Raw genomic sequence first — 23362 nt, 5'->3', positions numbered from 1 at the left:
GAATGTATGAAAGATGAAAAAATTTTATCTTTATTTAGACTATGTTTAAGCCTTCTAGCATTTAGTACAATCATTACGCAATTTATAATACGGGCACAAGTGAAACCGTTCAACCCAGTTAACTTTTTTAGTTTCTTCACTATCGAAAGTAACATTTTAGTTGCATGTATTCTCCTTTTAAGTAGTATCGGAACAGCTACATTTGGTTGCTCAGAGCAGTTTGGTATACTTCGTGGTGCAGCAACGGTATACATACTTACGACTGGACTCATTTATTTTTTATTATTAAGAGGGTTAGAAGAATCACTTCAAACGGCAATACCATGGGTAAATACTGTGCTACATTATATCATGCCGATTACAATGCTTTTAGATTGGATTTTAAATCCACCTATTAAGAAAATCACTTGGAAACAATCTGCAAGTTGGCTCTTATTCCCGTTTTTTTATGTGGTATATAGCTTAGTACGTGGTCCAATCGTGAATTGGTATCCATATCCGTTTTTAGATCCAAGAATAGGTGGGTATGGTAAAGTACTTTTATACAGTATAGGGATAGCAGTTGTAATTGGCGCTATTTGTATATTGGTAAGATTTTTAGGGAATCGAAACTTTAGAAAAGAATTTTAGAAATGCAAGAACCCCCACTGTGTCTGTTTTTAACAGTGGGGGTTTCACTTTATCTACTCGTCTTCTGAAACGACATCTTTATAAATTTCTCCGTCTTTGTTTCAAATTCTACATCAACAAAAACACCATATTCTTTTCCATCTTCACGTAACCACAATTTAAATTTTTCAACAGTTATTTGAACTGTTTTGGGTTTTCTACCTATATGAAGATAGTCAATAATTTCTGCTTTTGGGTATTGTTCTTTCGTCTTTTCTACGGCTAGCTTACCCCATTTAGCATACGGCGGCTGCGCATGAACAATTGATGAGCCTGTATATATATTTGAACATGTTGTTAGGAACAGAATGACAAGTGCGACACGCTTTAACAATTTCTTCATGATGAACTCCTTTTATCTTTTTTGTATATTGTTTACATATTTTTTCAACGATATTAGTTTGGATTTTTTTGTCTTCTTTACATAAAAGCGAGGCTTTTACAAAACATAACCAAGAAATCATTTCCGTAATTAAGGAGGAAAAATTATGCGCCAAAAGGCTATTTTTAAAATAGCAGTTTTACTTGCGTTCATAGGGCTGTCTTTAATGGTCAGTAGTATACAACTAAAGAATGTAGAAGCTTTTTCTAATCAAGTCATTCAAAGAGGGGCATCTGGCGAAGATGTCATTGAACTGCAATCTCGTTTGAAATATAACGGATTTTATACGGGAAAAGTGGATGGTGTTTTCGGATGGGGTACATACTGGGCACTTCGGAATTTTCAAGAGAAATTCGGATTACCCGTTGATGGTTTAGCTGGAGCTAAAACGAAGCAAATGCTCGTGAAGGCAACGAAGTATGACAAGTCAACTGCTAATAAAGGGACGACAACGAATAAAGGAAATAGTGGTGGCACTGCACAGGAGAATAAACCACCTCAAAATAAAGGGACAAATGTTCCGAACGGTTATTCTCAAAATGATATTCAGCTTATGGCAAACGCAGTATACGGGGAATCACGTGGTGAACCGTATTTAGGACAAGTTGCAGTAGCTGCTGTTATTTTAAATCGTGTTACAAGTGCGTCGTTCCCAAATACTGTTTCAGGTGTAATCTTTGAGCCTAGAGCATTTACAGCGGTAGCCGATGGACAAATATATTTAACGCCAAATGAAACAGCAAAAAAAGCAGTTTTAGATGCGATTAACGGATGGGATCCAACAGGAAATGCTTTATATTATTTCAATCCAGATACTGCGACTAGTAAATGGATTTGGACTCGTCCACAAATTAAAAAAATCGGTAAACATATTTTCTGTAAATAGAGCGGAGGTGGGACAATGTTAAGAGGTATTATCATTGTATTATTAACAGTCGGTGTAGTAGGAACAGGATACTGGGGCTATAAAGAGCACCAAGAGAAAAATGCGGTTTTAATTCGAGCGGAAAATAGTTATCAACGTGCATTCCATGATTTAGCATACGAAGTCGATTTATTGCACGATAAAATTGGTACAACACTTGCGATGAATTCACGATCATCTTTATCACCTGCACTAGCGGATGTATGGCGTTTAACATCTGAAGCTCGCTCAGATGTTGGGCAACTGCCTTTAACATTAATGCCGTTTAATAAAACGGAAGAATTTTTAGCGAATATCGGTGATTTTAGTTACCGTGCAGCCATTCGTGATTTAGAAAAAGAGCCGTTAAATGAGCAAGAATATAAAACGTTGCAAACTTTATATTCAAATGCAGGAAATATACAAGATGAACTAAGAAAAGTACAACATCTTGTTTTGAAAGATAATTTACGCTGGATGGATGTAGAAATGGCACTTGCATCAAATCGCGATCCAGCAGATAACACAATTATTGATGGATTGAAAACTGTAGAGAAAAACGTAACATCATATTCTTCTACAAACTTCGGACCGACCTTTACAAGTGCGCAAAAAAATAAAAAAGGTGGATTTGAAGCGGAAGGAAAGGCAATTTCTAAAGATGAAGCGGCGAAAATTGCCAAATCGTTTTTGAATTTAAAAGGAAATGAAAAAGTAGATGTTGAGAAAAGCGGAAAAGGTGCGAAAGAATCCTTCTATAGTGTGAAAATTAAAGATGAAGCAACGAACAATGAGTTCTATATGGATATTACCGGAAAAGGCGGATATCCAATTTGGGTTATGAATAACCGCGAAATTAAAGAACAGAAAGTTAGTTTAAACGATGCAGGTAGTAAAGGTTTGAAATTTTTAAAGGACCATAAGTTTAATAATATGGAGCTTTATGATAGCTCTCAATATGATAATGTTGGTGTATTTACGTATGTAGTAAATGAAAATGGAGTACGAATTTATCCAGAAGCAATCCAAATGAAAATTGCTTTAGATGATGGTTCTATCGTTGGGTTCTCCGCAAAAGAATACTTAGCGTCACATCAAAAGCGAACAGTTCCATCGGCAAAGCTAACTGCAGCAGAAGCAAGAAAGAAAATCAATCCGGATGTAAAAGTTATGGAAGAACGTAAAGCTTTAGTAGTCAATGATTTGCATAATGAAGTACTTTGCTATGAATTTATAGGTACTTTAGGAAAAGATACGTATCAAATATTCATTAATGCTAATAGCGGGGCCGAGGAAAAGGTAAAGAAAATGCAAGCTGTTGAAAAAATTTATGATTAAACCTTAATAGTGAAGTGGTGAAAATAATGAAAACTCTAATATATATATTGATGCTTTGCTTCGTTATAACTGGATGCAGTATTGGAAAAAAAGACAATCCAAACGAAAAGTCGGAACAAAAAAATGTTTCAATGAAAAATGTTAATTATACGAATAAATCAAATAAGCCAAATGAAAAAGCAGCAGATCATTTAGCATCTTTAGCAGCAAGTTTGCCAGGTGTGAATGATGCAACAGCGGTCGTTTTTGGAAAATATGCTATTGTAGGTATAGACGTAAAAGCAAAACTTGATCGAACTCGTGTTGAATCAATTAAATACTCTGTTGCAGAAAGTTTAAAAAATGACCCTGACGGTGCTAATGCAGTCGTTGTAGCAGATGTTGATACGTATGAACGCCTAAAACAAATTGGAAAGCAAATTAAAAAAGGAAAAACAGGTGAAGGTATACTAGATGAATTAGCGGCTATTGTGGGCCGAGTAATGCCACAAGTTCCAAATGATATGATTGAAAATAGAGAAACGAATCCAATTAAAGATAATGATAAACAATTACCAAAAGATGAAGAACAAGAGTTAAGAAAAGAACAGGATGATCAATCAAATAATCATTTGAATAAATGAAATTAACCTCGTACTTAATTGTACGAGGTTTTTGAATGTAATATTAAATATTCAGTTTATTTTCAAGGGAATATATGGTTTAATTATGATGGGAGGGACAACTGTTATGATGAAAAAAAGCGCATGTATATTGTTTAGTTTATGCTTAGGTTTCAGTATGACAGCGTGTGAACAGAGAAAAGAAGTGAAAAATCAAACAGCAACTTCTTCTACTGTGATGGAAAGGCAACAGAAAGATTCTATTAATATAAATCATTTCTCGAACATAAATGAAGGAATGACTTATACAGAAGTGAAAGATTTAATTGGTTTTGAAGGGGATTTACTTATAGAAGAAGGGGTAGAACATTCTACACAAATTAAACAAATTTTTGCTTGGAAAGGAAACGATCCAAATTCATTTGTTGAAATTACCTTTTTAGATGGAAGAGTGCATTCAAAAGCACAGCAAGGTATAAGTTAATAAGCTAAAAAATGGGAGAGTTTAGCATGAACATACACACAGGGGAAATTCAATTAGTTCCGTATAAGGAGAAATATAAAGAAGTTATACAAACATTTACTTTACCAAGTGAACAAGTCCAGTTTACATCAGATCCAAGCGCATTACTGGAGAAAGCAAAAAGTGATCGTACAAAAAACGTGATTGTTATTTTAGATTACAACGGGTTACCTGTTGGTCTTTTCGCATTGCAAACAGGAGATAGAGTAAAGAAGTTCACTGATAATGAGGATGCTTTACTTTTAACATCATTTTCTATTAATCACAATAGACAAAGAAAAGGATACGCTAAAAATTCATTGTTATTATTAGAAGAGTTTGTAAAACGTTATTTTCCAATAAAAAATGAAGTTGTACTTGCTGTGAATGAAAGAAATATTCCTGCACAAAATTTATATGCAAAAGTCGGCTTCCAAGATAAAGGTTTTAGGAGAATGGGGCCAATTGGCCAACAAATAATAATGCATTTACCTATAATGGAATAACGAGATAGAAAACTTACTCTTGAATATTCATGTAGTAGGTTTTTTTATTTTAACAATATATAATATATGTATATAAAATGAAACAGAAATGAAGGATATAAAAAATGAATCAAGATAGAAAATGGTATATTGTTGGGGGAAGAGTGATTAAAACTGGGATTGCAGTTTTTCTTACAGTGTTAGTTTGTGATTTTTTTAACATCCCAACTTGGAGTTATAAAAATGATTTAAAAGATTATAAACCAAATCATTATCATCACCATTTTTCAAGTGAATCTATTATTTTATTTGAGGTATTATCTATTCATGATATGTTAGAAGAATTAAAACAAATATCCGAGAAATATGAGTGGGAAAACCGATTCAATTGATAAGTTCATTTTACTGTGGGGGGGATAATATGACACTTTATATTGCATTACTAAGAGGAATCAATGTCGGTGGCCATAAAGTAATCAAAATGGCTGATTTAAAACGAGTGTTTGAATCAATAGGGTTAAAACAAGTGAAAACATATATACAAAGTGGTAATATTGTGTTCGAATCTGAGGAAGGTATAAACTTTCTAAAGGACTGAATACAATCTGAAATAAAAAAAGAATTTGATTTCGATGTTCCAGTCATGCTAAGAACACATGATGAATTTATAAATATTATTAAACAATGTCCATATGAAGTTCATTCATTGTTAGAAGGAGAAAGTGTTCATATTGCTTTTTTAGCTAATGTACTTTCTGAAGAAGAGAGTAGTCAATTGCTTACATTTAAAAGTGAACTTGAAGATTGCTATATAGATGAGAAGGTCGTTTATTTATTTTTCAAAAATAGCATTCGAAATTCTAAATTAATGAACCAGTTTCAGAAGTTACATACACCAGCTACAGTTAGGAATTGGCGGACTGTGAATAAATTAAAAGCAATTGTAGAGAGTATGTAAATATAAAAAGATGAGGTTTTCTACATGTAGAAAACCTCATCTTTTTACTTATATTGTTTTGCAACTATGAGTTCGACAATAGGATAAATAAAGAATGAAGAGCAAATTGCGATGAACAGAGGGAGGTTTTTTACTCCATCTAAATTAGCTCCCATAGAAAATCCTTCGGAGAAGATTAATAAAAGGAACATTACAACTACAAGCACAAAATATGCGATTTTAAAGCTTTTATATGTAATTTGTTGTCCCATCTCATCTTGACTTTCTTCTGACACACCGCGGGGATCTCCCCATGTAATATGATTAAGGAGGTAGCTAAGTATTAAAGCGCTTGAGAAAATGGTTCCACCTAAAATTACACCTTCATTGATGTATTTATAGGTACCATGTATAAGGACTGCGACTAATGATAAAACGATTGTTATTAAAATGAATTTATTACGATTCATATTAGAACAACACCTCCACTATTGTAAAAAACTATTTACAACTATAGTATAAAATTTGGGAAGTTTTGTGTCAAATGTTTTTTACACGCAATGCGTAATTATGTAATATCTTGTTTTTGTAATGAGTAAAAAATTACAATACATTTGAATGTAAAAGAATGGGCTCGCATATATTTGGAAGGGATGTCAGATTAATTTAGGGGGTAGTTATGTCTATACTTTTAAAGGCTGGTGCAGATGCAGGAAACAACGGTTTGAAGTTAATGGTGAAAGGGCAAGACCCTATTTTTATTCCGAGTATTTATTCTTTATATATAGGTGAGCCTACAGGACTCTTAGATGAGGTAGATGTCTCATTATCTGAATTAGAAAACCACATTGATGTGACTATAAGTTCGCCATCGTTAATGTTAAATAATGTACGATACATCGTTGGAGAAAAAGTCATCCAAGATCAATTAAAAGGTACTGAGGTTGAGAAGAAATCGAATAAGTCGACTGATGAGTTAATGGTTATTACAATTCTATCAGGTTTAGCTGTAAGCGCTATGCGTCAAAGTCCAACTTCTAGTCATATTAATATTCGTTATGATTTATCTGTCGCTCTTCCTATGCAGCTTATTACACAAGAAATAGCTGCTGAAAATGCAAAACGTTATATGGGAAATCATAAGGTTATTTTCCATTATCCGAACGGACGTGATGTGACAATTAATGTTTCAATTGAGTATTGTAAATGCCTGCCTGAGGGTGCTTCTGGGACGTGGGGCATTGTATACGATGAAGAAGGAAATGTTGTGAAACATAAAATAGAATGTGAACAAAATAAAGTGTCAGAAATTGATTTTGTTGATAAAACACTATTATCTTTTGATATTGGCGCAGGGACGACAGAAGAAGTAGTATCACTAGGCGTAAACTTTAGACCACAACTAAGTAAGGGTTTATCCTATGGTGTGAAAGAAACGTTACTACAAATTATTACGAGATGGAACCGGAAGTATCCAACAAAGACAATTGATAGTATTACAGAGTTCAATCAAATTTATTTAAATGATAAACACCCTAGAAATGCATTATTAGTTGAGGAATCACAACCAGCATTATTAGGTTTAGCAGCGCGCGTTGCAACGGATATTATAAACAAAATTGATGATATGAAAGACGATCCATACGTGTTTATTTATGGCGGGGGTGCAGTAATTATTAAAAACAGTTTAAAAATGATTTTAAAGCAAAAAGGACGACTCAAAAATGTAATCTTTGTAGATAATCCGTTATTTACAAATGCACGAGGATTATTAGTATATACTTGTTCACCAAAATATAGAGAGCATAAGCAAAAAGAGTTAGGATTTACAAACTTAACGATAAGTTAGTTAGTGGAAGTATGCGATCTAGGCGATATAAACGTGGTGATCGAGTAAAAATCAATATTCATAAATCGGTATCACCTGAAATGCTTGCGTGGCTGAATAAACAATCAAATCCAACTAATTTCTTCTTTTTTGCTGCACAGCAACTATTTAAACAAGTAGGAGATATTGACGTTTCAAAAGCTTTACCAAGCAGCCATGTTTTCTCATTATATGTGGAGCCTTCATCCTTATTAAAAGTCGAAGTAAACCCTTTTAAAAACATGACACTAGACACAAATACATCCACCGAAAATGCAAAAAAAAAATTATGGGAATCTGTTGATCAATTAGATTGTCCATTTTTTTAAACATAGAAAAGTATAAAAAGTCCCCATCACTATACATACGAATACAGTGATGGGTTTTTGTTTGTAACTAGAAGGAGGCACAATACAATTTGTGCCCCTTCCATTAGTTATTTATCTAAATTTTAGATGTATGTTTAGAAACAGCATTAATTATGCTTTCCCAGTCATCTGGATGGTTTTCATGGCCTGCTCCTTTAAGAGTTAATAGTACTGAGTTTGGAATTTCACCAATTAGTGCGAGGCCATGTTCAAATGGGAGTGCTGTATCGTCTGTTCCGTGAATAACTAATGTAGGTGCTTGTATGGATTGAAGTACACCTTCATATGCATCATCACCTTGAAGTAAAGCGTGATTAAACATACTTAATAAATTGTTTGCGCGTTCTATTTCTTGTTTTACTTGTTTATAAACTCTATTTTCATCAAATATTCGTTCTGATCCACATAATAGACGAGATCCTGAAACTAAATACTCTGCCACATCATTTTTATTTGCCCAATCTATACTTGTGCCATTTACATGATGTGTTAAAATTCTTTCATCCATTGGAGGTAAATCGCGAGTATTGTCATCAGATCCTATTACACTAGTCGCTAGTAAAGTTAGCGTCAAAATTCTTTCGGGATGTTTTACAGCGGCAATTTGAGCAATCATACCACCTAATGACATACCAAATAGGTGAGCTTTATCAATATGATAAGCATCTAGTACTCCAATTGCATCTTCAGCCATATCTGTTACTGTATAATTGGAAGTTCTAGGTTCATAGGCAACAGAGCGTCCAACATCACGGTTATCAAAGCGAATAACAAACTTCCCCGTACTAGCCAACAGCTCACAAAACTCTTCGTCCCAATAAACCATGGAACATGTAGCGCCCATAATTAATAAAATAGCAGGGTTCTTAGGGTTTCCAAAGCTTTCTGTACATATATCAATTCCATTTATTTTAAATATCTTTTCACTCATATAGTTAGCCCCATTTCTTTTGAATTTAATTAATAAAACAGTTTTGGATGATTCTAAGATGTGTGTAAGATTCGTATTGTAATTCATCCCGCTATTTGCCATTTGCCGGGCGGTAAGAGTCTCATCTCAAAATTCAGGGAAAGTAAAGAAGTTGGGAGGGGACCAACTTCCTGAAAAAGACCGATTGACGAGGGTTGATTAAAGTTTCACTTTATAATGCTTCTTACATAATTACCCCCAAAAATAATTATATGTTAATTCAAGACAAAAAATTTTGAGAAATAATTGTATGTTATTAAAATAAACAGCAAGGAGGAGAGGAAAGGAAATGAAAGCAATTGTTATTGATTAATATGGCAGTGTTGAAGAATTAAAAGAAAGACAAGTTTTAAAACCGATTGTTAAGAATAACGAAAAAGCTCAACAATAAATAATATCCCATACTATACATTTTCATTTTCGGGTATTATTTATTGTTGGCTAATGTGAGATTGCTTCTAACAAATACTTTTTCGTATTGTATCATGTAATTTCTCTAATCCAATTTCCATATCTTTCTCGTTTAACATTGAATAGCTAATTCTTAATTGGTTATCATTTGTTTCGTAATTTAATAGACAAGCTGTTCCTGGTAAAAAAGAGACATCTACTTCATTTGCTTTTTGTAATAAGGTAAAGGGATCTATCGAATCAGGCAGTGTCACCCATAAATTAAAACCTCCATTTGGTATTTCAAAGTTTAGTTCTTTTAATGGCGATAATATATTAATTGTTAAATCACGTCTCATTTGTAAAGCTGTACGTAATTTTTCTAAATGGTTTTTCATACGTTCCGCACGTAAAAACGGCAGAAGTGCCTTTTGTGTTAATAAGGGACTACCGATATCCATTGAACCTTTCACTGCATATAGCCATTCAAAAATAGGACCATCGGCAATAAGTGCTGCGATACGCAGTCCTGGTGCTAACGTTTTACTAAATCCTTTTATATATATTACGTGGCCATCTTTATCAAAACTTTTGATTGGAGGCGGGACTATAGCATCCTCAAAATATATTTCCCCGAAAGAATCATCTTCAATGATAAAAAATTGATATAACTCCGCTAGTTCAATAAGTTCCACTCTTCGTTCTTTACTCATTACTGTACCTGTCGGGTTTTGGAAGGTTGGATTCGTATACAATAAAACGGGATTTTTACTTTGACAAATATCATCAATTAAGTCGGCGCGAACTCCATGATTATCAAGAGAAACGGGAATGATTTGAACACTTTTATTGATGAAAACATCAAGCGCAGCACTGTAACACGGACTTTCTACTAATACAATATCTCCAGGTTTTAATAATGTTTGAGCAATTAAATCAATTCCTTGTTGTGCTCCGCTTGTAATTAATAATTGAGATGGGTCTGTCACTAATTTCTGGTGTTCATGTAAGTAATTTGCTATTTCAACTCGCAGTTCATAATCGCCTTGAACTGGCCCGTAAGTTGCTAACAACATTGGATTTTTATCCAGCAATTTATGCATTTCGTCTGCCAAAAATGGGTTTGGTAATAGACGAGGATACAGAATTGCTTGTGAAAAATCATAATATTTACGGTGTTTATTCATTGCATATTGAGAACGCATAACATTAATCGTTTTCGTTTGTTGCCATTTATACGGAATTGGTTTGAAATCTTTCTTTACCCGTTTATATATGTAAGCACCTTTTCCTTGTTCGATGCGTATATACCCTTTGGTTTCTAATTGTTTATACGCTTTGCGAACTGTTAATACATTGATTTGTAAATCTGTGGCCATACAACGTAAAGAAGGAAGAGATTCACCATGTGAAAGCATACCACTTTGTATTCTGTCAACAATTTGCATATATATTTGCTTGTAATACGGTATGTTTGTTTCTTTACGCAATACAATTTTCATAGGTTCACCTATTTTTCTTTTTAACTTAATTAAAGCGAAAAATATATAGGGAATCAACTACAACTTGAAGTAACTGTTATATGTACCGATACACTGTTATACACCATACCCTCTATACTCATTTTAAGAGTAAAAAGGAGGAAGCAAAATGGTCATTTTTAATTACATTTTAGTATGTATTATTTTCGGGACAACATTTTTAACGATAAAAATTGGAATTGAAGCAGGGGCGCCACCGTTGTTTTCAGCAGGAATTCGCTTCTTTTTAGCAGGCATAATCCTTATGATTATTTTTAAATTCAAGCGAAAAGAAATTATGCCACATATATTTTCAAAACGCATTATGTATGCTGGATTTTGTTTAACATTCATGACATTCGCAAGTTTATATTGGTCAGAACAGTATATTTCTTCAGGATTAGCTGCTGTTCTTTCTGCTACGGGACCAATGATGATCTTGTTAATACAAGCAAAGAGGAATAGGGAGAAGCTACAAAAGGAACAACTCGTTGCTTTAGTTATTGCACTAATAGGTGTTATATTTGTTTCTTTACCAGGAATGCATCAACAAGTAAGTTTCATATGGAGTATTGCTTGTATTGTTTTAGTTATAGGGGAGTTATTTTACGGAATAGGCTCTATTCGTTCGAAAGAAATACTTTCAGATTTATCAAATGTATCACCATTTCTTATTAACGGTATTCAAATGTTTTATGGAGGGATTTTACTACTAATCGCATCTATTATTGTAGAACAACCCAATGTAACCGTATTAACTTCATGGAGTGTGCAATGGCCTATTTTATATCTCATATTTATCGGATCGATTGGTGGCCACGGATTATATTACTGGCTCTTATCAAAAACAAATCCAGTATTTCCATCGACGTGGTTATATGTATCACCATTGATTGCAATAATTGTGGGATATATCATTTTAGGAGAACCTTTAAATCCTACAATGGGAATGGGGGCTTGTCTTATATTGATTGGTGTATTTTTGGCCAATCGTTCAACACTACGGACTTATTTCAAAAAAGGGCGGTTATTAGAGAAGGAGATGTAGTTTAATAAAGTAACAGCCCTGTATATTAATTACAGAACTGATAAAATAAAAAACACAGTTGGAAAAATAACCAACTGTGTTTTTTATAATTAATTCACTTTTTTAATAAAGCCTTTATAATGACGTTTTACAAGCTGGCTTTCTAACGTCTTCATAGTTTCTAGTGCTACACCGACAATGATAAGTAAGCTTGTACCACCAATTTGAGCAGAAGGTGGTAACGTAGCAATTTTCGTAAATACGAGCGGTAATATAGAAATAGCACCTAAGAAAATTGCACCGATAAATGTTAAACGGTATAGAATTTTAGTTACATATTGTTCAGTTGCTTTACCAGGACGAATACCAGGAACATATCCATTTTGCTTTTTCAAATTCTCAGCCATTTGTTCAGGATTTACTTGAATAAATGCGTAGAAGTATGTGAAAGCAACAATAAGACCGACATAAAGTGTCATTCCAATTGGATGTGCGAAATCAAGATTTGCAACTAACCATTTTGATACGCTTGAATCAGGGAAGAGCTGCGCAATTGTACGCGGCGTCATTAAAAATGCAGAAGCAAAGATAACTGGTATAACACCAGCACTATTTACTTTAAGCGGTAAATGAGTGTTTTTTGCTCCTTGATATTGATTGTTTCCTGAAACAGCTTTTGCATATTGGATCGGTATTTTACGTACAGCTTGTTGAATGTAAATAACACCAACAACTATCGCTAAAATTACGAGTCCAATTAAAACAATTTTTATTATGTGCATAAATAGCTGATCGCCAGCATTTTGGAATTGTTGTAAATAAATTTGATTTGCAACATTTGGAATGGCGGCAACGAGACCTGCGAAGATAATCATCGAAATACCATTACCAACTCCGTTAGCGGTAATTTGTTCGCCTAACCAAAGTAAAAATGCAGTACCTGCAGTTAAAACTGTCGCAATAAATAAGTATGTAGTCCAGCTTTGATCTGTTATTAATTGTCCACCTGCTATATTATTAAAGCCATAAGACATTCCGATGGCCTGTATGAATGCGAGAATGATTGTAAAGTATCGAGTGAATTGAGCTGATTTCTTACGGCCCATTTCTCCTTGCTTTGCCCATTCCGAAAATTTAGGTATAACATCCATTTGTAGTAACTGTACTATGATGGAAGCTGTAATATATGGTGTAATACCTACAGCAAAGATTGAGAAGTGTTGCAGTGCTCCTCCACCAAATACGTTTAACATACCTAGAACGTTAGCTTGATCTTGTACTTTTAATACCTCTGCGTTAGTATGAGGAACTGGAATAAACGTGCCAATTCGAAAAACGATTAACATCGCTAGTGTAAAAAGGATTTTCCTTCTTATCTCAGCTACTCTCATGAAATTTGAAATCGTACGAAACATTATGTCGCCTCCTATATTTTTATCAGTAAAAAACTGATTATTATACCCTATGAAGTAACCACAAACCTCCTTCCGCACTAAATTCATTTGACAAATGGATTTTCATACACTTTGTAGTTTTCACGGATATAAAAATATAAGGTGTTATATAAGCGACCTATACACTTTTCGTAATCATTCAATACCCATAATATATCGAATAAATTCACAAATGTACATACATACGCATGAAAAATGAATAAATAGGGTCATTTTTTACATTTATTTAATGATAAATTGATAGGACATTATTATTCACGATTGTTATACATGTTATAAAAATAAAGGCGAGCCACTATGATTTATAGCTTATATTCATTCAAATGTGTCAGCTAATAGTGTCTCCCAATCTTTAAATGATAATTTATTAGTTATATGTTTTAGTGCATTAGGTACAACAATATGACAAATAAGTTCTAAGCTATTACCATCTGGATCAATAAAATAAACAGATGCATTACCTTGATGTGGACGGACAAAGGGTTCAATAGATTCATTACTTCCAAACGGAACGGTTTTAATTTGAAGTGAGTGTAACCAATGTAATGATTCTTTTAAATCCTCATATGAAACTCTAAATGCAATATGACGTAAAGAAGGATGATATTTTGTTTCGTATTCAGAGCCCGCCCATAATCCTAGCCAACTTTTCCCATCCTCAATCCAAAAGAATGCTGTTGACTCATCGCTCCAGGCTAACTTCAATCCTAGTTTTTCATAAAATTCGATAGATTGTTGTAAATTACTCACTGGTAAATGTGCTTCGTATATTCCTTTAATCAATTAAAATCCTCCACCTTTTTATTTCCTTACAATTAATATATCGATTTAAAAAGAATGTAAAATCAAATAAAAGTATGAAAGTACATACTACTTTAGTAGTAGTAATCAATTATATTACAATTGAAATTTATCCCCCGCTGATTAAAGGTTCACTTTATATGATTAGAGAATTCTTTTAATTTAAGAAGGAATAAATGTTAAAAAAAGCTAATTAAACAGTGTACGTATTTATAGGGGAGAAGATGTAAATGAAAGTTGTTATAAAAAAATTACCACCATTAGAAGTAGCGTATATAAGACGAACTGGTAGCTACTTTGAACCGCAAGATCACTGGGGAAAGTTACTGAACTGGTCAATTGAAAATAACCTTTATCCACCAGAGCAATCATTTATCGGAATATCATTAGATAATCCTGAACTCGTTGCAAGTCATAAGTGCCGGCATGATGCATGTGTTACGATTCCTGAAAACTTCGATAAAGAAAAGTATCATGATGTGCAATTTAAAAGATTAGATGGAGGTACATATGGTCTATACCAGTTCTATGGTGAACCTCATAAATTAAGTGAAGCGTATCAATACATGTATGCAGAGTGGCTACCAAATAGTGAGTATGATGCAGATTATGATAGAGATAATTTAGAGTTTTGCTTAAATAATGTTCCTGAGGATTTAGAAGGAAAGTTAAAGGTTGATTTATTTGTGGCTTTAAAATGAAATTGGAATAGTAGTGAAAGAAAATCTTTTTTCGAAGATAATATTTCTAGCGTAGGAATTTAAGTATGTAGGTTGCAATGAAAGGAGAATCCACATGGATACATTTGTAAATAACAAGTTTTATGAAACGAGATATCAATTAGTTGAGGAAATTAATTTGTTGAGTGATGCTCAATTTAATAGGAAACCAGATAAGGATAAATGGAGTATTGCACAAGTTTGTCATCATTTAGTTTTATTAGATGAAAGAGTGATAACAGTTATTTCCTCAGGGTTAAAAAAGTTAGATAGTACCCAAAATGAGCGTAAAGAAATTCACACTATTTTATTAGATAGAACGAAAAAGTTTATAGCTCCAGAAATGATTGAACCAAGTATAGAACCATTTGAAGTGGAGCAAATGCTCAATATGCTAAACGAATCAAGAAAAGAATTGATGCGTTTTCTGAGTACAATAGAAGATGAATCTAAATTAGTAAAAAAATCAGTGATGCATCCAGCTCTTGGAGAATTATTTCTTGATCAGTGGATAGAATTAATCTATTTGCATGAACAGCGTCATATAGAACAAATCAAAGAGATAAAATTGCTTTGTGAAATTGAAAAGTAAAAATCATTCCCTGTTTATTGATGCGTATTATAAACAGGGGAAACGATTGATTCATATTGATTCAGAAGAAAACAAAAATAGAATGAAATTAGTTGAAAGTAACCAATAAGCTTAAGAAAATATAAAACTATCCGATTTTCTGTATAAGTGTAACCCCGTCTTAAATGAAGAGCGGGGTTATTTTTTTTGAAAGTGTTTTTATTTAGAAGGAAATAAATCAGCAACGAAATTCAAAAAATTAATCATCATAACATATTGTATATGCACGTTTTAATAAATTGAAATGATAATGAATGATATATCCTTATTTTGAAAGTACACTTCACACCCTTAAGGAAGGGGTATTCTGTCAGGAAACGATAAAATACAATTCTGTTAGGGGATGTATGCAATTTATTCTCTTTATTTTTGCAACAGAACCACCTTCAAAATTATCTTTTGTAGTTGAAGTTTCCCGAATAATAAGTTACATTTTTAAAGTTCAAACAACTTTACGAAAGTACAAAAAGGGGAGAAATATTATTATTATGCAAAAAATGAAATGGAAGAACTATGTATGTTACTTTGTAATTCTATTACTGCTCGGAACAGCAGTAATAGTCAAACCACCTATCTCTAAGGCTGAGGAATCTGAAGTTAATATTACATTGTTAGGTACTGCAGATATTCATGGCAGATTTATGCCTTGGGATTATGCGCTTGATGGAGCAAATATGAGTGGAAGTTTGACGCAGCTTTATACGGTTATAAAGAAGGTCCGTCAAGAAAATCAAAATACCATATTAGTAGATGCCGGGGATACAATTCAAGGAAACTCAGTAGAATTATTCAACGATAAGCCACAATCGCCAATGATGGTAGCGATGAATACAATGGGATATGACGCCTGGGCATTTGGAAATCATGAATTCAACTTTGGATTAGATACATTGAAAAAAGTTAGTGAGCAATATAAGGGAAAAACGTTAGCAGGAAATATTTATAAGGAAAATGGAGAGCGCTTTCTTCCTGCATATACAATTGTAGAAAAAGGTGGAATTAAAGTTGGGATTATTGGTATGAATACACCAATGATTAGTGATTTTGAAAAAGGGACAGATCACTTAAATGGTTTAGTGGTGAAAAATCCGGTAGAAGAGACGAAAAAGGCAATTAAGGAATTAGAAGGTAAAGTAGATGTAATGGTAGGAGTTATGCATATGGGATTAGAAAATGAGAATGGTATCCCTGGTACTGGTGTTCAAGATATTGCAAATGCTTGTCCGGAACTAAGCGCTATTTTTGCGGCTCACATGCATAAACTTGTAAAAAAAGAAGTTGTAAATGGCGTAATTATTACAGAGCCAGATAAATATGGAACACATATTTCACGTATTGACCTTACTTTTACAAAGCAAGATGGGAAGTTGGTTTTAAAAGATAAAACTGCTACCGCTATACCTGTAAAAAATGCTGATGGAACAACGATATTATCTGATCCTACACTTGAAGAAACACTAACACCTTTTCACGAATATGCGAGAGGAGATGCAAATGTTGTAGTCGCTCAATTAAAGGGTAGAAATCTTGTTCCTGAAAATGAAATAAAGGGTATTCCAAGTGTTCAGATTCAAGAAACACCTTTATCAGATTTCTTTCATGAAGTCATGCTCTACTACAGTAAAGCAGATGTAGTAGCCCATCAAATTGATAATGATTATGCCCGTTTGGATACAGGTCCTATTAAGAAAAAAGATATTGCGTATAATTACCAATATGCCTTGGGAGAGATTACAGTATATAAGATTTCTGGAAAAGATTTAAAAGACTATATGGAATGGGCAGCAGGATATTTTAACTCATCTCGTGCCGGAGATGTAACCGTTAGCTTTGATAAAACCCGCCGTGCATCTAAATACAGTACGAACGATTTCTTTGGAGGCGTAAAATACGAAATTGACTTAACAAAACCATACGGAAGTAGAATTACAAATTTACGCTCTATTCGTACAAACAAACCAATCAAAATGAGCGATGTTATGACGCTGGGAATGAATGCATACAGAATGGAGGCTCTTCAGGCAAAAGGAGGAGCTTTAGATGGGCGTAAGTTTGAACAAATTTGGTCATCTAAACAAGAGAATGCATTTGGAGAAACAGGTGGAACCATTCGTAACCTTGCTATTACATATTTAAAAGAGGTAAAGAACGGTGTATACACGCCAAAAGTTATGCGTAATTGGAAAATTACTGGTGTAGATTTACATTCTTCAGAGCATAAGGCTGTAGTTGATCTTGTGAATAAAGGGATTTTAGAAATTCCAAAAACAGAAGACGGAAAATACACAAATATAGCATCTATAAATACGAAAGATTCAATTACAAAAGAAGAGATTGTAGCACTCTCACAAAAAGCAAATATTAATCCAAATCAGTTTAAGCATATAAAAACGAAAGGTGAATTTTACAAAAAACTTAGTAGGATTACTAAAAAAATATAAATTATAAGGTTTCTTATAGTAATTGTTATTTTAACAACATTAAACCCACTCTTAAAATAGTAAAGAGTGGGTTTTTATGTTGTTATTTAGAGGTAAGTATACTTTTATTACAATGAATATAGATAATTAATAACTAACCAATTGGATGAGCGCCTATAAGGACTCTCTTTTATTCAAATTAATGTACATATGTGTTCCGTTCATTATTTATAATATTGACCACAATTTATGTAATTTTGCATAATGTTACATAAATTGTGTATTTTCTCTTTTTTCCGACAGAAATAGACAGTATACTTTGTACAAGCTTTCTATTTCAAAAATTATACGAGGTGAAATAATGAAAAACAAAAAGACATTAACTAAGGTAGCATTAACAACTGGATTAGCTTTAACAGCTGTGGCACCATATGGGGTAGGTCATGCAGAGGAAACAGATCAACTACAAGTTCAAATTCAGGAAGAATCGTTCCGTTCGGGTGAACTGACACAACCGTCACAAAAGACACCAGAAAATGTAGTAAAGGATGCACTTAAGGAGAAAACAGAGCAAGCTCTCTCCCAAAAACAAGTCAATGGAGAAGCAGGAGTAGATTATAAAGTCCTTCAAAAACGTGGTTCGTATGATGGAACTACACTTGTACGTATGCAGCAAACATACGAAGGAAAAGAAGTGTATGGTCATCAATTAACTGCACACGTAGATAATAATGGTGTTATTAAAAGTGTTTCAGGTGATAGCGCGCAAAATCTAAAACAAGAAGAATTGAAAAAACCTATTAATCTGTCAAAAGATGAAGCAAAACAATTTATTTATACGAAGTACGGGAACGATATCAAGTTTATTACTGAGCCAGAAGTTAAAGAGGTTATTTTTGTTGATGAAAATAATGGACAAGCTAAAAATGCATACCAAGTTACCTTTGAAGCTGCAACACCAAACTATGTTTCTGGTACTTATTTAGTAAATGCACAAAATGGTGATATGTTAAAAAATATGGTACAAGAATCTAACTTAAAAGCTAGTGACAAACTAGTTGGAGCTTTAAAGAAAAGTAAACAAAGCAGTCTTACATCATTAACTGGAACAGGAAAAGATGATTTAGGTATTTCTCGTTCATTTGGTATCTCTAAACAAAGTAATGGCAAATATGCTCTTGCTGATTATACAAGAGGGCAAGGAATTGAAACATATGATGTGAATTACAGAGATATTACTAAAGAAGAAAGCTATTATCCTGGTACATTAGCGACTAGTACTTCGGCAACATTTAACGATCCAAAAGCAGTAAGTGCTCATTACTTAGCAACAAAAGTATTTGATTTTTATAAAGATAAATACAAACGTAATAGCTTTGATAATAAGGGACAAAAGGTAGTTTCAGTTGTACATGCTTGGGATTCTGAAGAGACGAATGATCCGAAAAATTGGCAGAATGCATTAAGTGCTAATAATGGAAGTATGCTTGTATATGGGGATCCTATTGTTAAAGCATATGACGTAGCTGGACATGAATTTACACATGCTGTTACTTCTAGTGAATCTAATCTTGAATATTACGGTGAATCCGGTGCGATTAATGAGGCGCTATCTGATATTATGGGAACATCTATTGAGAAATACGTAAATAATGGAAACTTTAATTGGACAATGGGAGAACAAACGGGATCTGTTTTCCGTGATATGGAAAACCCAGCTTCTGTTCCATCTTCACTCGGAGTACCTTATCCAGATGATTACAGTGAATTTAACGATTTTAATGGATGGGATCAAGGCGGTGTTCATTTTAATTCAAGTATTATTAATAAAGTTGCGTATCTCATTGCAAAAGGCGGAACTCATAACGGAGTGACTGTTAAAGGAATTGGTGAAGATAAAATGTTTGATATTTTCTATTATGCAAATACTGATGAGTTAAACATGACTTCTAATTTCAAAGAATTGAGATCAGCATGTATTCGAGTGGCAACTAATAAATATGGTGCAAATACAGCTGAAGTTCAAGCAGTTCAAAAGGCATTTGATGCAGCAAAAATTAAGTAATTTAGAATTATAGTTCTCATTCATATATTAATACATTATGAAAAAAGCTAATATCATTTTAAGGATATTAGCTTTTTTACGTAGCGATGTATTGTTGAAAATAAACTGACTAAGCAATAATTAGGTGCGTTATCTGTAAGAAGTTGCGACAAATAAATAAGGTTTAAAGTGTGTAAAAACAGAAAATTAATAATATATTGACCTCTTGATAGAAAGTCTATAAAATGAAAGCGATAACAAACGATTGCTTTAAAATGATTTCCCTGACCTTTTAGCATTTACAAATATATGAGGGCATACACAAATCTATTTTTTTAAGCAATTTATGCAAACGCTTCCGTATTGAAAGGTCATTGAAATACATACGTGAAAATAGCCAATATGGAGGTGAAGCAAAAGAGATTTCTAGATTAATTTAAGCAGTGTTATTCAGTGTAAGCATAATAAATCGCTAGTAATATTTGAAGAAAGGGTGTATGTGGTGCAAATTATAAAAAGATTAATTAACAAAACAGTTTTATTACTTACTTTAATCGTTATGTTATCATCTGTTTTCTCCTTTCAGGGTGTGAAGGCAGTTTCAAATTCGAAAACAACTGAAGTTATCATTCATTACAAAGAGAAGCTTGGAAATACAAAAGACTGGAATCTTTGGTTATGGGGAGAAAATGCAAATGGTACATCTTATGAATTTACTGGTGAAGATGAATTTGGAAAATACGCTAAGATAAAAATAGACGGTGACTATAATCGTGTAGGATTTATAGTTCGAACAAATGAATGGGAAAAAGATGGTGGGGATCGTTGGATTGAAAATATAAAGGGCGGTCGTGCTGAAGTATGGATTCTTTCGGGCGATGAAAAAGTATATAACTCTAAGCCTTCTTCAGATCTCTCAATTCAAAAAGCAACTATTGATAGTTTCCATGAAATTACCGTAACGACTAATGTCCCGTTTCATATTAGGGAAAAGAAAATTGAAATTGAAGGCATTAAAATTAAAAATATTAGTCCTTATGATATAAATAGTGGAGATATTACTAATAAGGTCAAAATAATTACGGAACAGAAAATTGATTTAAAACAAACATACAAAGTTAAAATAGAAAACTTAGCTGATACGAATACTGAAATTGGTAAAGTCATTCGTAGCGAGGAATTTGATAATTTATTTTATTATAGTGGTAACGATTTAGGGAATACATATACCGCGCAACATACAAAGTTCCGTTTATGGGCTCCTACTGCAAGCGAAGCGAAGTTAGTTACATATAAAAACTGGAACGATAAAATAGGTGCTGAAATAAACATGCAACAAGGTGAAAAGGGAACTTGGACAGCAGAACTAAAGGGGAATCAAAAAGGGCTCTTTTATACGTATAAGGTCAAAATTGGTGATACATGGACTGAAGCGGTTGATCCATATGTGCGTGCTGCTTCTGTAAATGGAGATAAAGGTGCAGTCGTTAATTTAGAAGAAACAAATCCGAAAAAATGGAAAGCAAACAAAAAGCCGAAATTTAAAAATCCAGAAGATGCTATTATTTATGAATTACATGTACGCGATCTTTCCATCCAACCTGAAAGTGGTATTAAACAGAGAGGGAAATATTTAGGTGTAACAGAAAAAGGAACAAAAGGGCCAGAAGGTGTAAAAACAGGACTTGATCATATAAAGGATCTTGGTGTTACTCACGTTCAGTTTTTACCGATATTTGATTATGCTTCAGTAAATGAAGAGACTTTAAATGAACCGCAATATAACTGGGGATATGATCCTAAAAATTTCAATGTTCCAGAAGGCTCCTATTCTACAAATCCTTATGAGCCGACTGTTCGAATAACTGAATTAAAGCAAATGGTTCAAACACTGCATGATAATAATCTTCGAGTAGTGATGGATGTCGTATATAACCATATGTATAACGCTGCTGAATCTAATTTTCATAAGTTAGTTCCAGGTTATTATTATCGTTACAATGAAGATGGAACATTTGCAAATGGAACTGGAGTAGGAAATGATACTGCTTCAGAAAGAAAAATGATGAGGAAATTTATGATAGATTCCGTCACATATTGGGCAAAAGAATACAATTTAGATGGATTCCGTTTTGATTTAATGGGTATTCATGATTATGAAACGATGAATGAAATACGTAAAGCTGTTAATCAAATTGACCCTTCTATTATACTACATGGAGAAGGATGGGATTTAAATACACCTCTTGCAGCTGAGCTGAAAGCAAATCAAAAAAATGCAGAGAAAATGAAAGGGATTGCTCATTTTAATGATAATATACGTGATGGATTGAAGGGTAGTGTATTTGAGGAGAAGGAAAATGGTTTTATAAATGGGAAGGAAAACATGGAAGATCGTATTAAAAAAGGGATTACGGCAGGTATTGACTACGATAAAAATTCATCTACCTATCAAGATTCGGAACAGGTATTAACTTATGTGGAAGCACATGACAATCATACATTATGGGATAAACTTGAGTTAACTAATTCAGATGATAGCGATGAAGTGCGAAAACAAATGCACAAATTGTCTTCTTCGATTTTATTAACATCACAAGGAATTCCATTCTTACATGCAGGGCAAGAGTTTATGCGGACGAAATACGGTGATCATAATAGTTACAAATCTCCAGATTCAATTAACCAGATGGATTGGTTGCGCCGTGCAACGTTTAATAATGAAGTAGATTATATGAAGGGTTTAATAGAATTACGCAAAAAGTACTCAGCTTTTCGAATGACATCTGCAGATCAAATAAAAACACACGTATCATTTATTGATGCTCCGAAAAATACTGTAACTTATACAATAGAGGGGAATAAACATGAATACTTTACAGTGGCTCACAATGCAAATAGAGAAGCTGTTGAAATAACACTTCCATTTAAAGGTCCTTGGAAAGTACTAGTAGACGGGAAGCAGGCGGGAAGTAAACCACTTTATGTTGTACATGACAATAAAATTAAAATTCCTGCACTAAGTTCCATTGTTTTAAAATCAGAAAAACCGATTAAATAAAAGCGAAGAGTGTGGAAATAAATACTGAATTGAGCAAATTTAATAAGGATTGCAAACTTTAAAAGCGAAGTGAAGATTATTCTCACTTCGCTTTTAAAGTTAATGTAATATAATTTCACATACTGTAATTATATTACAATTTAATAAAAAATAAGCAATAGGTTATTGCTATTGTAACCGTAGGAGTAGAATATATCTTTGCGTTTATCGATAAAATTATCTGAAATCCATTCGTAATTTATATAATTTTTATTATATACTCGAACATATA

General features: G+C 33.2%; 20 protein-coding genes and 2 pseudogenes. 16 read left to right on the top strand and 6 right to left on the bottom strand.

The genetic code is table 11. The annotated features are described in order from the left end of the window. Positions 1–6: 6 nt before the first annotated feature. Positions 7–630: a Pr6Pr family membrane protein gene (locus tag F3I02_RS21625; RefSeq protein WP_196478415.1), complete on the top strand. Its 624-nt coding sequence runs from the start codon at positions 7–9 to the stop codon at positions 628–630. A 49-nt stretch (positions 631–679) separates the two neighbouring features. Here F3I02_RS21625 and F3I02_RS21620 read toward each other — a convergent pair whose 3' ends face one another. Next, positions 680–1012, bottom strand: a complete 333-nt coding sequence (locus F3I02_RS21620; protein ID WP_000734902.1) for a DUF3889 domain-containing protein — start codon at positions 1010–1012, stop codon at positions 680–682. Positions 1013–1157: 145 nt separating this feature from the next. Here F3I02_RS21620 and sleB point away from each other — a divergent pair, with 145 nt between their 5' ends. The 7 genes and pseudogenes from sleB to F3I02_RS21585 all read left to right on the top strand — a co-directional run bounded on the left by sleB (position 1158) and on the right by F3I02_RS21585 (position 5840). Next, the gene (sleB, locus tag F3I02_RS21615) at positions 1158–1937 is read left to right on the top strand and encodes a spore cortex-lytic enzyme (RefSeq protein ID WP_001249053.1); all 780 of its coding nucleotides are present in this window, start codon (positions 1158–1160) and stop codon (positions 1935–1937) included. A 15-nt stretch (positions 1938–1952) separates the two neighbouring features. Further along, complete coding sequence (gene ypeB, locus F3I02_RS21610) at positions 1953–3293, top strand: germination protein YpeB (protein ID WP_196478414.1); 1341 nt, start codon at positions 1953–1955, stop codon at positions 3291–3293. 26 nt (positions 3294–3319) lie between these two features. Next, on the top strand, positions 3320–3916 hold the full coding sequence (locus F3I02_RS21605) for a YhcN/YlaJ family sporulation lipoprotein (RefSeq protein ID WP_000854058.1): 597 nt from the start codon (positions 3320–3322) through the stop codon (positions 3914–3916). Between the two features lie 106 nt (positions 3917–4022). After that, positions 4023–4379 carry a hypothetical protein gene (locus F3I02_RS21600; protein WP_000976443.1) on the top strand — a complete coding sequence of 119 codons (357 nt, stop codon included), beginning with the start codon at positions 4023–4025 and terminating at the stop codon, positions 4377–4379. A gap of 11 nt (positions 4380–4390) precedes the next feature. Next, positions 4391–4903: a GNAT family N-acetyltransferase gene (locus tag F3I02_RS21595; RefSeq protein ID WP_003301495.1), complete on the top strand. Its 513-nt coding sequence runs from the start codon at positions 4391–4393 to the stop codon at positions 4901–4903. 104 nt (positions 4904–5007) lie between these two features. Then, positions 5008–5076, top strand: a pseudogene (locus F3I02_RS34115) (hypothetical protein); the annotation flags it as partial. A gap of 227 nt (positions 5077–5303) precedes the next feature. Next, positions 5304–5840: pseudogene (locus tag F3I02_RS21585) on the top strand (DUF1697 domain-containing protein). 44 nt (positions 5841–5884) lie between these two features. Here the strand turns inward: F3I02_RS21585 and F3I02_RS21580 are convergent. Next, a complete protein-coding gene (locus F3I02_RS21580; RefSeq protein WP_001081360.1) occupies positions 5885–6289 on the bottom strand; it encodes a hypothetical protein in 405 nt (134 codons plus the stop codon). A gap of 209 nt (positions 6290–6498) precedes the next feature. Between F3I02_RS21580 and F3I02_RS21575 the strand changes: the two genes are divergently transcribed. Continuing rightward, positions 6499–7668, top strand: coding sequence for a ParM/StbA family protein (locus F3I02_RS21575; RefSeq protein ID WP_000025621.1), 1170 nt, complete (start codon positions 6499–6501; stop codon positions 7666–7668). 11 nt (positions 7669–7679) lie between these two features. Next, a complete protein-coding gene (locus F3I02_RS21570; RefSeq protein ID WP_001257760.1) occupies positions 7680–8015 on the top strand; it encodes a hypothetical protein in 336 nt (111 codons plus the stop codon). Between the two features lie 115 nt (positions 8016–8130). Here the strand turns inward: F3I02_RS21570 and mleBCA are convergent, their stop codons facing one another. Both mleBCA and pdxR read right to left on the bottom strand, forming a co-directional pair. Continuing rightward, positions 8131–8985, bottom strand: a complete 855-nt coding sequence (gene mleBCA, locus F3I02_RS21565; RefSeq protein WP_001290771.1) for a BCA family alpha/beta fold macrolide esterase — start codon at positions 8983–8985, stop codon at positions 8131–8133. Positions 8986–9482: 497 nt separating this feature from the next. Beyond that, positions 9483–10916, bottom strand: a complete 1434-nt coding sequence (gene pdxR / locus F3I02_RS21560) for a MocR-like pyridoxine biosynthesis transcription factor PdxR (RefSeq protein WP_000706795.1) — start codon at positions 10914–10916, stop codon at positions 9483–9485. Between the two features lie 148 nt (positions 10917–11064). Between pdxR and F3I02_RS21555 the strand changes: the two genes are divergently transcribed. Continuing rightward, entirely contained in the window at positions 11065–11982 is a 918-nt protein-coding gene (locus F3I02_RS21555) for a DMT family transporter (RefSeq protein WP_000234327.1), read from the top strand. Positions 11983–12071: 89 nt separating this feature from the next. Here F3I02_RS21555 and secY read toward each other — a convergent pair whose 3' ends face one another. Further along, positions 12072–13376: a preprotein translocase subunit SecY gene (secY, locus tag F3I02_RS21550; protein ID WP_000490135.1), complete on the bottom strand. Its 1305-nt coding sequence runs from the start codon at positions 13374–13376 to the stop codon at positions 12072–12074. 354 nt (positions 13377–13730) lie between these two features. Then, positions 13731–14198 (bottom strand): VOC family protein, encoded by a 468-nt coding sequence (locus F3I02_RS21545; RefSeq protein ID WP_000589638.1) that lies wholly within the window; start codon positions 14196–14198, stop codon positions 13731–13733. Between the two features lie 248 nt (positions 14199–14446). Between F3I02_RS21545 and F3I02_RS21540 the strand changes: the two genes are divergently transcribed. From F3I02_RS21540 to pulA, 5 genes are all read left to right on the top strand, one after another. Beyond that, on the top strand, positions 14447–14917 hold the full coding sequence (locus F3I02_RS21540; RefSeq protein WP_150158997.1) for an AraC family transcriptional regulator: 471 nt from the start codon (positions 14447–14449) through the stop codon (positions 14915–14917). Positions 14918–15011: 94 nt separating this feature from the next. Continuing rightward, on the top strand, positions 15012–15527 hold the full coding sequence (locus F3I02_RS21535) for a DinB family protein (RefSeq protein ID WP_000379383.1): 516 nt from the start codon (positions 15012–15014) through the stop codon (positions 15525–15527). Positions 15528–16054: 527 nt separating this feature from the next. After that, a complete protein-coding gene (locus tag F3I02_RS21530; RefSeq protein WP_196478413.1) occupies positions 16055–18007 on the top strand; it encodes a bifunctional metallophosphatase/5'-nucleotidase in 1953 nt (650 codons plus the stop codon). Positions 18008–18347: 340 nt separating this feature from the next. Continuing rightward, positions 18348–20051, top strand: coding sequence for a M4 family metallopeptidase (locus tag F3I02_RS21525; protein ID WP_097946176.1), 1704 nt, complete (start codon positions 18348–18350; stop codon positions 20049–20051). A gap of 481 nt (positions 20052–20532) precedes the next feature. Further along, positions 20533–23091 (top strand): type I pullulanase, encoded by a 2559-nt coding sequence (gene pulA, locus F3I02_RS21520; RefSeq protein ID WP_196478412.1) that lies wholly within the window; start codon positions 20533–20535, stop codon positions 23089–23091. The last annotated feature ends 271 nt before the right edge of the window (positions 23092–23362 follow it).

Origin of the sequence: Bacillus sp. SRB3LM (genome assembly GCF_015712745.1) — a bacterium.
GTDB classification, from domain to species: Bacteria; Bacillota; Bacilli; order Bacillales; family Bacillaceae_G; genus Bacillus_A; species Bacillus_A thuringiensis_K.
The sequence above is the reverse complement of the archived record's forward strand: the minus strand, read 5'-3'. Positions and strand labels throughout refer to the sequence as shown.